10 protein-coding genes and 5 pseudogenes are annotated in these 12,635 nt (G+C 52.8%); 8 read left to right on the top strand and 7 right to left on the bottom strand.

The window, feature by feature from the left end:
- Window positions 1–21: 21 nt before the first annotated feature.
- Together tnpB and AC0TNJ_RS06560 are read left to right on the top strand one after the other, a co-directional pair.
- Entirely contained in the window at window positions 22–270 is a 249-nt protein-coding gene (tnpB, locus tag AC0TNJ_RS06565; RefSeq protein WP_473770630.1) for an IS66 family insertion sequence element accessory protein TnpB, read from the top strand.
- 285 nt (window positions 271–555) lie between these two features.
- Window positions 556–1,703 (top strand): annotated as a pseudogene (locus tag AC0TNJ_RS06560) (IS3 family transposase); the annotation flags it as partial.
- Window positions 1,704–2,103: 400 nt separating this feature from the next.
- Here AC0TNJ_RS06560 and AC0TNJ_RS06555 read toward each other — a convergent pair.
- Window positions 2,104–3,033 carry a LysR family transcriptional regulator gene (locus tag AC0TNJ_RS06555; protein ID WP_473770629.1) on the bottom strand — a complete coding sequence of 310 codons (930 nt, stop codon included), beginning with the start codon at window positions 3,031–3,033 and terminating at the stop codon, window positions 2,104–2,106.
- Window positions 3,034–3,211: 178 nt separating this feature from the next.
- Between AC0TNJ_RS06555 and AC0TNJ_RS06550 the strand changes: the two genes are divergently transcribed.
- Together AC0TNJ_RS06550 and AC0TNJ_RS06545 are read left to right on the top strand one after the other, a co-directional pair.
- Window positions 3,212–3,988 (top strand): SDR family oxidoreductase, encoded by a 777-nt coding sequence (locus AC0TNJ_RS06550; protein WP_473770628.1) that lies wholly within the window; start codon window positions 3,212–3,214, stop codon window positions 3,986–3,988.
- Entirely contained in the window at window positions 3,981–4,382 is a 402-nt protein-coding gene (locus AC0TNJ_RS06545) for a GlcG/HbpS family heme-binding protein (protein ID WP_473770627.1), read from the top strand. Before AC0TNJ_RS06550 ends, AC0TNJ_RS06545 begins: the two co-directional genes overlap by 8 nt.
- Window positions 4,383–4,665: 283 nt before the next feature.
- On the opposite strand, the pseudogene AC0TNJ_RS06540 reads toward AC0TNJ_RS06545, so the two are convergent.
- Window positions 4,666–5,015, bottom strand: a pseudogene (locus tag AC0TNJ_RS06540) (helix-turn-helix domain-containing protein); the annotation flags it as partial.
- 242 nt (window positions 5,016–5,257) lie between these two features.
- Here AC0TNJ_RS06540 and AC0TNJ_RS06535 point away from each other — a divergent pair.
- Complete coding sequence (locus tag AC0TNJ_RS06535; protein ID WP_473770626.1) at window positions 5,258–6,535, top strand: MFS transporter; 1,278 nt, start codon at window positions 5,258–5,260, stop codon at window positions 6,533–6,535.
- Window positions 6,536–6,576: 41 nt separating this feature from the next.
- Here AC0TNJ_RS06535 and AC0TNJ_RS06530 read toward each other — a convergent pair whose 3' ends face one another.
- Window positions 6,577–7,422 (bottom strand): helix-turn-helix domain-containing protein, encoded by an 846-nt coding sequence (locus AC0TNJ_RS06530; protein WP_473770625.1) that lies wholly within the window; start codon window positions 7,420–7,422, stop codon window positions 6,577–6,579.
- Between the two features lie 425 nt (window positions 7,423–7,847).
- Between AC0TNJ_RS06530 and AC0TNJ_RS06525 the strand changes: the two are divergent.
- Together AC0TNJ_RS06525 and AC0TNJ_RS06520 are read left to right on the top strand one after the other, a co-directional pair.
- Window positions 7,848–8,101 (top strand): annotated as a pseudogene (locus AC0TNJ_RS06525) (transposase); the annotation flags it as partial.
- Between the two features lie 624 nt (window positions 8,102–8,725).
- A complete protein-coding gene (locus AC0TNJ_RS06520) occupies window positions 8,726–9,709 on the top strand; it encodes a helix-turn-helix transcriptional regulator (protein ID WP_473770624.1) in 984 nt (327 codons plus the stop codon).
- A gap of 82 nt (window positions 9,710–9,791) precedes the next feature.
- Here AC0TNJ_RS06520 and AC0TNJ_RS06515 read toward each other — a convergent pair.
- The 4 genes and pseudogenes from AC0TNJ_RS06515 to AC0TNJ_RS06500 all read right to left on the bottom strand — a co-directional run.
- A pseudogene (locus AC0TNJ_RS06515) lies at window positions 9,792–10,131 on the bottom strand (transposase); the annotation flags it as partial.
- Between the two features lie 120 nt (window positions 10,132–10,251).
- Entirely contained in the window at window positions 10,252–10,872 is a 621-nt protein-coding gene (locus tag AC0TNJ_RS06510; protein ID WP_473768644.1) for a DUF3011 domain-containing protein, read from the bottom strand.
- Window positions 10,873–10,891: 19 nt separating this feature from the next.
- Complete coding sequence (locus AC0TNJ_RS06505; RefSeq protein ID WP_473770623.1) at window positions 10,892–11,989, bottom strand: transporter substrate-binding domain-containing protein; 1,098 nt, start codon at window positions 11,987–11,989, stop codon at window positions 10,892–10,894.
- Between the two features lie 62 nt (window positions 11,990–12,051).
- Window positions 12,052–12,285 carry a hypothetical protein gene (locus AC0TNJ_RS06500; RefSeq protein WP_473770622.1) on the bottom strand — a complete coding sequence of 78 codons (234 nt, stop codon included), beginning with the start codon at window positions 12,283–12,285 and terminating at the stop codon, window positions 12,052–12,054.
- A 49-nt stretch (window positions 12,286–12,334) separates the two neighbouring features.
- Here AC0TNJ_RS06500 and AC0TNJ_RS06495 point away from each other — a divergent pair.
- Window positions 12,335–12,593, top strand: a pseudogene (locus AC0TNJ_RS06495) (IS6 family transposase); the annotation flags it as partial.
- Window positions 12,594–12,635 lie beyond the last annotated feature (42 nt).

Raw genomic sequence — 12,635 nt, 5'->3', positions numbered from 1 at the left:
AATGCTGGTAAGGCGGATCGATTGAAGCTGCTTTATCGGGACGGTACCGTACTGGTGATGGCTTACAAGCGACGTGAAGATACGAGCTTCATCTGGCCTGCTGTCAGCGACGGGATAATGGCGCTGAACCACGCGCAGTTTAAGGCTCTTTTTTCCGGGCTCGACTGGCGCAAGGTCGAGGCGTTGGAAGCCCCGGGCGGCAGCTGGCAGAATGAATCAAGTATCTGGATTCGCGTGTTTTTGCTGGCGTCTGGTGATAGCTTTGTTTGATGCAGACTGCTCCCGTCCTTGATCTGGATCTGTTGCATATGTGGAACGGCCCGTTTAGCAAGGTCTTTTCTGCGTGAACTACCATCGGACGGTTCGGTCATATGTCCGGCCTGTCAGCGCGGTCATTGACCGCTGGCCACGATGAGATCCGCGATGCCGATCGCCTAATCAAATTTGCGCGCTCAAATGCGCATTGCAACAGACGGTCTGGTCGGCGTCGAGGAGAGCTGGTTCGGGAAATTTGAACAGGGGGACAAGTGGAATTTCTGCCTGACTTCGGCTTAGATGCCGGGAACAGGAGATACCACGACGAGACGACCGCGCCGGAACCATAGCCCGGCTTTCAAGGCAAAAGTGGCGCTCGCCGCCATTCGAGGCAAGCAGACGCTGGTGGAACTGTCCTAACAGTTCGACGTGCACGCCAACCAGATCAAGCAATGGAAAGACCGGCTCCTTGAGGGGGCGACAGGCGTGTTCGGCGATGAAGCGAAGGCGGAACCGATGGGTCCAACCGTCGATGTCAAAACGCTGCACGCCTAGATCGGGGAGCTGACGCTGGAGAATGATTTTTTAGCCGGAGCGCTCGACAAGGCGGGATTGCTGAGCGGAAAGAAATGATCGACCGCGAGCACAAGCTGTCCGTCGTGCGTCAGGCGAAGCTTCTCGGCATCAGTCGTGGCAGTGTCTATTATTCGCCGCGTCCGGTGTCTGACGGCGATCTGGCTTTGATGCGCCGGATCGACGAGTTGCATCTCGAATACCCGTTTGCCGGAAGCAGGATGTTGCAAGGGCTCTTGAGGGGAGAAGGGTTACAAACCGGTCGACTGCACGTCGCCACGCTGATGAAGAAGATGGGCATTGAGGCGATCTACCGTCGCCCGAACACGTCGAAACCGGCACCTGGGCACAAAATCTATCCCTACCTCCTGCGCAAGCTGGCGGTTACCAGACCCAATCAGGTCTGGGCGATGGACCTGACCTATGTTCCGATGGCTCCCGGATTTGTCTATCTCTGCGCCGTTGTGGACTGGTTCAGCCGGAAGGTCCTATCGTGGCGACTGTCGATCACGATGGAGGCAGCCTTCTGCATCGAAGCAGTCGAGGAAGCGCTGGCCCGTTATGGCAGACCCGACATATTCAATACCGACCAGGGCTCGCAGTTCACCTCGATGGACTTCACGACGGTGCTGAAGAAGGCGGAAATCGCCATCTCGATGGACGGCAAGGGTGCGTGGCGGGACAACGTCTTCGTCGAGCGGCTCTGGCGTTCGATCAAATACGAGGAAGTCTACCTCCACGCCTATAAAACAGTGTCCGAGGCCCGCGCTGGCATCGGCCGCTATCTGACCTTTTACAATAGCCGACGCCCACATTCATCCCTTGACCGGCAAACACCGGATCAGGCCTACTTCAACGCGCTGGCACCAATGATGGGTGGCGGCATAATCGAGGCGGAAATCCACTTAGCGAAACGCCCGAAACTGTTCAGACAAACCAAGCCACCTCTGAGCACCGCACTTCAGAAGGTGCACAGAAATTCGCGCTTACCCTTTGAAATCGATCGCCATCCCGTTCACCTCACTAATTATGCGCGCTGAAGGGACAATAGGGCAACAGAAGTGAATATTTCGCGACACAACCAACAAACCCTCCAATTGGTATGAACGTGACAACGCCATGCCTCGCGCAGGCCATCAATACCCTTTCGCCAAGCGCGCAATAGTCAGGAGGCCTAGCAACGGCAGATTTAGGCTCGGTGCCTGAGATTGTCATTGCGAAGTGGCACTGTCCATCAGCGCTGTCGGTCACCGCGTGCATGACAATCACAATCGGTCATGGATTGAGCTTCTGCGCTCGCCGCTCGTTTTGGATGGTGTCGATCAAGGCTCGCAAGGCTGACGAAACATGTCGATGGCCCGGATAATAAAGGCACAGGCCGGGGAAAGGCGAACACCAATTGTCCAGCAATCGTTCGAGGCGCCCTGTGCGAAGGGAGTCGGCTACTAGGAAGTCGGGCACAAAGGCAATTCCGATACCATCGATCGCCGCCTCCACCATGAGTGCCTGATCGTTCAGTGTCAACGGGCCATTCACATTGATGGTTTCGGCAATGCCGTGCCGTTCGAATTCCCAGCGGTAAATCGCTCCGCTTTCGAAGCGAAAACGGATGCAATCGTGTTGGTAGAGGTCTTGCGGTGCGACTGGTCTGCCGCGAGCGGCGAGATAATCTGGCGATGCAACGGCGGCAAACCGTGCGGTTTCGGTGAGGCGTACCGCGATCATGTCCTGCGGTACCGCCTCCTCCAGACGAATCCCAGCATCAAAGCCTTCGGCAACGATATCGCCAAGCTTGCCGTCCGCAACAATGTCGAGATGGACACGCGGATAGTCGTGCCGGAAACGGGTCAATATTGGCCGCAGGATCAAGCGGATAGCCGCGTCGCTGGCATTGATCCGCACCGTGCCGGTCGGAACGCCGCGAAAGTCATTTACTTCCCGCAATGCCTCCGTGACTGACGACATGGCCGGTCGCAGTTTTGCGGCAAGTCGTTCACCCGCCTCGGTCGGGGAAACGCTGCGTGTCGTTCGATTGAACAGGCGAACTCCAAGGTGTTGCTCAAGGCTCCTGATGGAGTGGCTGATGGCGGAGGGCGTCACATCGAATTCAGTCGCAGTGGCCCGAAAACTCCGATGATTGGCGACTGCCAGGAATACGTTCAGGGCAAACAGATCGCCGCTTGTCGATTGGTGAATATCTTTCATCTCAGCATCAAGAATTGATGACATTGTCGTTGCAGTCAAGATTGCATAGCTTTCAATCTCGGTCGAGGAGCATTTGCGGCCGAAAAGCTCTACGTCGGGATCTTCGCCCAATACCGGGATCCAACCTGCGCCGCGAAGTCCGAACGAACATCAGACATAGAGAGAAAGAAGGATGACAATGACAAAGAAAATCCTGATTACCGGCGCCAGTTCCGGTTTTGGCCGTGGCGCGGCGATCGAGCTTGCCCGCCGTGGACACCAGGTTGTTGCAACCGCCGAAGCCTGGCCTCTGGTGCGGAGCCTGCGTTCCGATGCGGCGGAAGCGGGCGTCAAGCTTGAAGTCATCAAACTGAATCTGCTGGACGACATCGACATCGCCCATGCGGCAACCTACGATCCCGACGTGCTCGTGCTCAATGCCGGTGTCATGGAAAGCGGCTCCGTCGTCGACATCCCGATGGAACGGGTGCGCGAATCCTTCGAGATCAATGTTTTCGGCCATCTCAAGCTGGCGCAGGGCATCGTTCCCAAGATGGTGGCGTGCAAGTCCGGCAAGGTAGTGTGGACCTCGTCGATGGGCGGCATCCTCGTCATTCCGTTCGTGGGCATCTATTGCGCCACCAAACATGCCATAGAGGCCATTGCCGGTTCGATGAGGGCTGAGCTGGCGCCATATGGCGTCAAGGTCGCCACCGTGAACCCTGGCGTGTTCGGTACCGGCTTCAACGATACCGGCGCGGAGAGCCACGTGCAGTGGTACGATGAAAAAACCGCTGTCGTCCCGATGCCGGATTTCGGCAGTGCGCTCGCTGATCAAGCCGACCCGAAGGATATGATCGACGCAATGGTCGAGATCATCCCGGCAGAAGATCATCTCTACCGCACGATGCGCCCGCTCGGAACTATCGACGCCGCAAAGCAGTGGCAGGAAACGGAGTGGACACAAAATGCCTGACATTACGCTCGAATACGCGCAAAGGCTTGTTGCAAAGGGGTGGGTAGCCGCCGAGGAAGCCGGCATGAAGGCGGTGTTTGCGGTTCTAGACAAAGGCGCAAACATGGTGACGTTCTCCCGTATGGATGGGGCCTGGCTGGCCTCGAATGAACTGGCGATTGCCAAAGCACGCACGTCGGTGATGTTCCAGGCCCCGACCGACGCGCTGAACGCGCCGTTGGAGCTTGGCAAACCGGTCCTGCATTTCGATCATGTCCACCATGGCGGACTGCTCCTTGTCGGTGGTGGCGTGCCGCTGTTCGACACCGGCGGGGTCCTGATCGGCGCTCTTGGAGTATCGGGCGGTACGCCAGAGCAGGATGCGGCTATCGCCCACGCGACCACCGCCGGATAGAATATGTTCTAATTTAGCAGAACAGATATCGCATGTTTTGGGCAGACCATTCCAAAACCCTTCGGGCGGGGCGCTTGTGATCTTGATCAGTGACCGTTTCGGGAGATTTTCCGACATAGGTGCTTGGGGCGGCCCGTGACCTCAACAGGGTGCTTCCAAGCAGCTTTGGGCTCTAAGCGTGCGGATGTCCATCTTAGCCATGAGCTTGCTCGTGAGACCGTATACGTTGACGCAGACTGATCAGAACACCGTAAAATCCTCTTGCAAAGGGGCGGGCCATAAGTTTTTTGCGCGTCATGCCCCCCGCCGCGCGAAGAAGCGGTGTAGCTCGGCAATAGAGACGTGCAAGCCGATTTCGATCAGCGCCAGGCGCAGTTCCTCAAGCGAGATGTCCTTCCGCGCTTCCCAAATTGCGAGGATATCCGCCCCACGCTCCTCGATCCGACGTGAACGCATATCGCCACCCTGTGGCTTGGGAGAAAAGTCGCCAGTTTCCCGGCGCTGCCCCTGCCAGCGGATTGCCGTCGATGGCGCAACGCCAAAGCGAGCAGCTGCCGCACGGCAGCTCATTCCATCATCAACCGCCGCCAGAAGTCGCGAACGTAAATCCATCGAACGAGGTTGGCCCTCCATCACCAGCACGGATTCTGAAACAGAAATTGCGCTTCACGGGAAGCCCATTCGATTCAGAACGGTCGAAAGACGCTCTAATTGACGTGTAACGTCGCCCATTGTTTGGTTACTTCCCGCGTACGCTCAAAAGTCTTTTGAAGATGAGCCAATTGGAGCTAAATCATCTTTGTCACGGCGTGCGTGCCCAGCCCGGTCGCCTCGGGCCTTAACGCCAGATCATCACTGAAATTTGGAAATAATAAATGCCAAAGTTGAAACCGTTTCTGAGATCAAACCGCGTGACATTTATATATATAGTCTGTGCATTTGGGCTGGCAATTGACCTCGCAGAATACGCGTTGGGAAACGCACTCGCTACATATTTCTATGCAAGTGATGATCCGAATGATAGGGGAATCTTGCCGTGGCTCCTGGCGAGCGTCTATTTAGGTGCCGTTGCAGGTGCAGGCATCTCCGGGTTTCTCGCCGACAAAATGGGGCGTCGGTCGGTCATCAATATCTGCATGATTATGATCATGCTGACATCCGTTGGAGCGTTTGCGTCAGATACTCCCCAGACCTTGGCGGCGATGCGGTTCACATCAGGGATTTTTTTGGGTGCCTATCCACCTGTGATGTTAGCCTATCTAGCCGAAGTAATACCTCCTGAACGGCGCGGGAGAACGATGATGAATATAATAGCTCTCGGAGCAACCGGCCCTATCATTATCTTGTATGTGCTCAGATATCTTTCACAATGGGATGCGACGAGCATTCCTGCATGGAAATGGAGTTTTCTTGTATGTAGCGTATTGGCGCTCGGTTGCTGGCTTCTGCACCTCAAAGTGCCAGAATCTCCCAAATGGCTGAGGGTCGTCGGGCGATCTAAAGAAGCAGAGAAGATTGAAACTGATTTCGGTTTGAGTCCAATACTTATCGCGACTACGCCGAATTCCGAAGTTAAGTATTCCGAATCAAGAATAGTCTTTCCCTTCTTTCTATCGGCAGCCTTTATAGTATCATTCTCGACGATTGGCTTTCCTGTGATTATAGGATCCGTCCTAATTGAAAAAGGACTTACACTACAGTCTGCTTTATTTTATCTGGGCACAAGTGGCCTCGGAACAATAACAGGTGTATTCCTTGCAGGCGCAATAATCGATAATTTTGAGCGTAGAACCGGGCTTTTGTTGGGTGCTGGGTGTCTAATTTTTATCATCGTTTCCTTCGCAGTGGCTTCGAGCCATACTTGGCTTCTAACACTCGCTATTTTTTATACAATTGTAGTCGCAATGACGCTGCCGATCTTAACCATTTACGCAGCGGAATCGGTTCCTACATTGTTGAGGGGGCGTTTGACTGCTTGGACATGGGCTGTGCGCGGCGTTGGCGCTGCACTAGCACCGTTCGTCCTGGTTCCCGCGCTGGATCGTTTTGGAACAATTGGCCCGGCAGCTGTTAGCGTGGCGACCCTGTTCATCTTCTTGCTTATTTTGTTATGTTACGCACCGCCCAGCATAACGAATACACCCCTCAATTAGGCCACAACGCAAATGAAGGCAACGAAGCCAATTCCTTCATTTTAGGTGTTCTTTCGTCGGTGCTCTGCGGGCGTTGTTCCCCACTGTTTTCTCATCACAGATGTCATATGAGACTGACTCGAAAATCCAGTATTCATAGCAATGATATGGAGAGGGGTGTCGGTTTTCTTGATCAACTCTCCCGCTCTAATAATTCTGGAAGATAGAACGTATTGGTGAGATGTTTGACCGGTTGTTTTTTTGAATGCACGCGCAAAATGACTAGGAGACAGTTTACAGACATCCGCTAATTTTTCGAGAGTTAACGTATCGGCGATATTCGCCTGAATATAATCGTTCACCCTCTTCCACAGCAAAGGAGGCAATCCCCCGTTTAGTGCCAGTGAAGGACATCGAGCCAAAGGTGAATAGCTTCGAAGCACGTGTGTGAAGAAAACGGTGGCAAGGGCATCTAAGGACTCCTTAAACACGAACGGTGACTTAACGAGTTCATGTCGCATCGCATCGGCGAGAAACAGTGTGAAACGATCTATTTTCCCTAATAGTGGTGGCAACAATTCGATAACTCCACGATCGAATTCCTTTCCAGCCAAACGGGCGAGACGTTCTGTGTCCATAGTAACGAAAACACTCTGTTGCCATTGCCGCCATCGCGCAAAAACCTCAGCATTTTTCGGAAATATTTCGAGTGAACCCGCTGGAGCTATGCCATTCCGGCGACGATCGCTTCCAATGAGTACTTCACGTTGAGCTTGTGGTGTAATGAGAACAAGGGCTGAATGAAAAGCGGGAGTATACTTAATTTCATTCGGGCCGGTAAGCGTATAGGCAATACCCACGCCCGATGCCTCGTATTTTGGGCCCCAAGCGTCTGGAATATCACGCAAAAGCTCTTGTTCCTGCAATCGCGATAGAGAACTTCTGATTAACATACACAATCTCAAGCATCCCCAAGAAAACGTCGTCGTCAAAGAACAGTTATCGCCGAAAAAACTTCTTGCACCATTCATCATTGTTCAGGCGCGTTTTAATGTCAGACGATGTTGTTCTTGTCCAAGTTGATCTTAGCTCGTGTATCAGAAAGAATTTTTTTTTTCACGATCCTGCTTCAATCACGATGAACCCTTTTTGCATGAGATTTTATCATTTTATCACTTCAACGCTCGACGCGTTTAATGCTGCTCCGGATCCCGAACCGATGGTGAACTTGCCTCGTTGAGTAATATCATTTTGTCCCTTGTGAGCGGCATTGTGACTCATGGACTTACCTCAGAAGAATGGAGAGGTTTTCATGAGCTGAAAGGAAACCTTTATGACGAAGCGAGTGCCCTTCACGAAAGAAATTGAACGTGAGGCTGTTCGTCTGGCCGAGACGAGTGGTCGGGCCCAGCGTGAAGTTGCTGAGGACCTTGGCGTGGGACTGCCGGCGCTAACATGGTGGATTTCCCGCAATCGGGATGCAGCTTTGATGACCCTGAATTGGTTGCTGCGAACGAAGATATGGCGGCTGAGCTTAAACGCATTCGTCGCGAGAATGAGATATTGCGACAGGAACGCGAGATACTAGAGTGCTTCCCTATCTGAACGAATCGGAGGCCTTGCAAATCAGCTCGTTTCTGATTCAAACTGTCTGCCGATGGAGGTCGGCAGATATTTCAAAGGCCCTTTCTGTTGATCTTCGTATAGAGGTGGCTTGGTTTGTCTGAACAGTTTCGGGCGTTTCGCTAAGTGGATTTCCGCCTCGATTATGCCGCCACCACCATTGGTGCCAGCTCGTTGAAGTAGGCCTGATCCGGTGTCTGCCGGTCAAGGGATGAATGTGGGCGTCGGCGAATTGCCCACCTGATGTGGGAGAACGCAACGCATGCACGCCGGAAGCGCGGTTTCAAAAAGACATCGGTCAGCCATCATGCTTTTCCGGTCGCACCCATCATAATTGCGCTGGATTTCGCCGCAACAAGCTCCAATCAGACACAGGTGCTGACAGCACAAGGGAGATATTGTACGAGTTTCGAAGAGAAGTAGCCATCAAATTCGGTAGAATTAAGCGCTACCAATTTCGATTGTGCTTGTTCATCGATTATTGGGCTTCTCCGTTGACACAATAGCGAGCCGTGCCGTATCCGGTTCAATAACTCAAGTGTCAAGGCAATCTTCGTGCCGTGATAGAAAAGCCGGTGATATTAACTCATGGCAACTAGTTTAGAACTCGATATCCGTGACCTAATGACTGCACTGAGAACAACCCCCTACATAGAAGGGCGCGGGGTATGGGATCAAAAGCAGTCTACACTTGTTGGCGATTCCTATCTGCTGGTTGACGACGCTTTCGCTCTTTGCAATCTGAGTGTGCGTCTGTTCCAACCTTTTGTGAGTACAATCGTGAGACGCGATTTCATCACTCTTGAGTATCGTCAAAGGAGTGGCACCTACTTTCATCACATGAACGGTCGTGCGCACAAGATTACTTCTGGTTCAGCAACCATGACGGTTGCGGAAACTTCCGTGACCGAAATCAGAAGTCTTCGTACCGACGCGGCTTTGCAATCTTCGCGAGCCGTAAGCATACATATAGCAAGAGACCACTTGGTAGAGTCTTTCGGGTTGCGACCGGAATTATGGCGGAAAGATTATCAAACAGCTTTTTTTAACGGTCGGGATACGACGCTCTCTATGAGCGTGCAGTTGACCCCCGAGATGTGGGGGATACTGGATTCGCTGATTGACTGCGATCTGGGCGAACCCATTCGAACCGCCTACCTACGTATAAAAGCCATGGAACTTTTGCTGCTAACAGTTGTGGAGCTGAATAAATATGATCGTTCGAAAGGACGCTTCTCTCTCGTTCCAGACGAGAGGGACAAAAGGCTGATCGACGTAGCCGCTCTTATCTATCGTAAGGAAGTGGCGAGTCCTCCCTCCGTTGAAGAGCTTGCACATCGTACAGGGCTAAATAGAAATAAGCTCACAGCTGGATTTCGGGAGGCATTTGGCGTTACGCCAGCTGAATATTCACGCAGTATTCGACTACAGTGGGCCGAGGAAAAATTACGTCAAGGAGCATCAGTTGCACAAGCGGCTGTAGAAGCTGGATATGATAGTGTACCTGCTTTTGGGAGAGCATACCGACAACAGTTTGGCCGGACACCTTCAAAAAAAATCTTCCGCGAATAACGATACTCTGTTTTTCTTCACTCACTGGTGGGTGAACGTGGGGTCGTTTGCGGGAGAGGGCGAAATTCTACGTTAGAGCGTTTCATCTTTTTACAGAACCATATCCGGCATTTTCGAGATAGTTTTGGCATTCGGCGGGTTGGATGGTTTCGACAAGCCTACCAATATGCCGCCGTGTGTCGTGGACGGTGCGCTTTTGTGCATTTCTCATCCAATGTTTGATCTTGGAGAAAGCCTGTTCGATCGGATTGGTCCGGCGAATAGGGCGGCAGGAACCAGAGCCGCGCACCGGCGGCGTTGATCAATTGACGGATGGTTGCGGACTTGTGGCTGCCGAGATTGTCCAGGACGACGATGTCGCCTGGCTTGAGCACCGTCACCAACTGCTGCTCGACATAGGCGCGGAAGCACTGGCCGTCCAGTACAACCCTATCCGCAAAGGTCGTTTACGGACAGCCCTGGGCTGCCCCCTCTCGCCAAGGAGTCAGCAATACTGTGATTAACTGATCTGAGCTGACCGTGTTTCACGTATTTGCCGCTGTTTAGTCCGGATTGTCCGGATCATCGACCAGGCACCCGATTCCGTGACAACCGATATAGTTACCCTCTGTATCGAAGTTCGGTTCGCCGTTTTTGTCGTACTGCGGACGATCATCTATTTCGTCATCGGGATTATCCACTGTGCATCCAATACCGTGGCAATCATTATAGCCGCCATCATCGCGATAGTTGCTGGCCGTGTGATGACGCTTGTGTTTGTCATCTTCCGCCACGCCGGCGATAATTGCGCCAAGCACGGCTCCCGCGGCAACGGCGCCAACATCATGTCCCCGATGGTCATACATCCGGGCACCCGGATCGAAACCATCCCCTCGACCATGGTGATAACCACTTACGTCTGCAAAGACCCCGGAGCAACCCTGTGCGACCCACACATATCTGCTGTTCGGGTTATAGCCCCAAGTCTTGTTAAGAATGCAGGGCGACCCAGAGATCTGGTGAATGAGTTGCGGCTTGGAAAGCGGGCCTGCGTAACACTCATCATACTGATAATTGCGGGAGCGGCATTCAACTGTGGTCTGGGCCCGTGCGTCCCCCACAAATTGCGGCACAAACATTGTTCCAGAAAGTGCGACACTTGCCGCCACGATGGTTCTGATCATTACCCTTCTCCGATTATTACTATTGGTTTCCGAAATATTTGCGACGGAGAACGCCAAGTTCTCCTGTCTCCTGTTCCGCCAGGATCTGCAGTGTCACCTCATGAGCGATGGGATCATTGTGCCGAAAGCCGAAACCATATTTGTCAGGATGGAAAATCGGGCCGACGACCGACAGTGCACTGTGCGGATTTGAGTGCACGTAATATTCAAGCACTGGCGCATCCCCGACTATCGCCTCAATGTCTCCATTCCGAAGAGCGTCAACAGCGTCTTGGGTATTTTCATAGCTTCGAATATCAAGGCGTAACTCACGACCATAGATCTCTGCCACGCTGCCACCAAGAACACCAACTGTTCGTCCGGGCAGGTTCGCAACCGAGTTGATCTGGTGCGTGAGCGAAAGCGCGGTCATCACACTTGAAACGGACGATGTGACATAGGCAATGACCGCCACACCGCACACCATCCAAAGCCCCCCAGAAATGCGGCCCAGCCAGCCAAGAACATTAGGCCGGGTAATCTTTCCAGAAGTCGCAACTGACATGACTTCATAGAAGCTCTCAGCCAATCCGACATGCCACTGACGGGGAAAGGTTTCGTCGAACCTGCGATAGAAAAATGCGAGAAAAACTGTCGCGATGACGATGAATGACACAAGCCACAGCATGGCGCGCAAATGGCCTGCCTGTTCAAGACCGCTGATCACTTGCCAAAAACCACCGCCGTTCTCTTTGGTGACCATTATTCTCAGGCCAGCATCGTACCAGGGCTGCGAGAACAAGATTCGAGCCGCCCGTTCTTTCGTGATTGTAAGGTTCGATATCGCGACTTGCACCTCGCCGCTTTCGACTGCTGCAATCAGGGCTTCAAAAGAGGGATATTCGCGATACTCATATTGACGGCCAAGGGCCTTGGCCGATTTTTCCCATAGCTCGATAGCCATGCCGGAATAACTCTGGCCGTCCTTGGTTACAAAAGGCGCGCTGACATATACCCCGGCGATCAACGGTCCGGATGGGGTGGCCTGTTGCTGTGCCCGGCTATTGCTCACCGCGCTAAAAAAAAATGGCAAAATCAAAAACGCAGCAAACAGGGTTTTCGGTTTAAATAATCTCATTGTCTCATGGGGAGTTTATTCATTTCAGTGAGATCGGCGTGCACGATGTACACGCCGGTCTGCTACAACCTCTTGATAAGACGCTCTTCTGTCTGGCGATCTAGGGAGCGCTGAATATTCTCATTGTCCATCTGCTGTTGCTGCAACATGCATTGGGAATATTCGGATGTGCCGCGTGGAATTTCGAGATTATCACAAGCGCGTTGATAAGCTTCCCGGTCCAAATCATCGAGCGTCTGGCAACCCGACAGAACACTCGCTACAACAAAAGCCGAAGGTAGTATCAAGCGAAACATATGCAACATCCTTTCAGTTTTTCAAGTAGAGGTTATTGAAAGCTGGCTTATCCGGAAGGGGCAGGCCAGGCATTGCGGCCCAAAGAAAATCACAATGGACGGCAGCCAGACCAATTGGATTGCAATCATGCAATGTGCTGCTGAGAACTGATTGCGATAAGGTGGCAAGCTCATCATCATCCGTCAAGGAAATACACGAACAACACCATCGAGGAGATTTTCGCCGTGTCCAACGACGGATACGATCCATGCTCGACATCAATGCTGAAGTCGCTGTCAGCATCACACTCCCCGGTAGAGAGCTGATAGTTGCGTCCAGCATTTCACCACGCTTTGTTCGGCTGAAATTA

Source organism: Ochrobactrum sp. PL_is483, from assembly GCF_055816855.1.
This window is presented reverse-complemented; position numbering and strand designations above follow the sequence as displayed.

What these genes read in the sequence shown, in the direction of transcription:
- AC0TNJ_RS06550 (WP_473770628.1), top strand. Translation starts at nt 3,212, where the DNA reads ATGACAAAGAAAATCCTGATTACCGGCGCCAGTTCCGGTTTTGGCCGT.
- AC0TNJ_RS06505 (WP_473770623.1), bottom strand. Translation starts at nt 11,989, where the DNA reads ATGAGATTATTTAAACCGAAAACCCTGTTTGCTGCGTTTTTGATTTTG.
- AC0TNJ_RS06510 (WP_473768644.1), bottom strand. Translation starts at nt 10,872, where the DNA reads ATGATCAGAACCATCGTGGCGGCAAGTGTCGCACTTTCTGGAACAATG.
- AC0TNJ_RS06535 (WP_473770626.1), top strand. Translation starts at nt 5,258, where the DNA reads ATGCCAAAGTTGAAACCGTTTCTGAGATCAAACCGCGTGACATTTATA.
- AC0TNJ_RS06555 (WP_473770629.1), bottom strand. Translation starts at nt 3,033, where the DNA reads ATGAAAGATATTCACCAATCGACAAGCGGCGATCTGTTTGCCCTGAAC.
- AC0TNJ_RS06500 (WP_473770622.1), bottom strand. Translation starts at nt 12,285, where the DNA reads ATGTTTCGCTTGATACTACCTTCGGCTTTTGTTGTAGCGAGTGTTCTG.
- AC0TNJ_RS06545 (WP_473770627.1), top strand. Translation starts at nt 3,981, where the DNA reads ATGCCTGACATTACGCTCGAATACGCGCAAAGGCTTGTTGCAAAGGGG.
- AC0TNJ_RS06520 (WP_473770624.1), top strand. Translation starts at nt 8,726, where the DNA reads ATGGCAACTAGTTTAGAACTCGATATCCGTGACCTAATGACTGCACTG.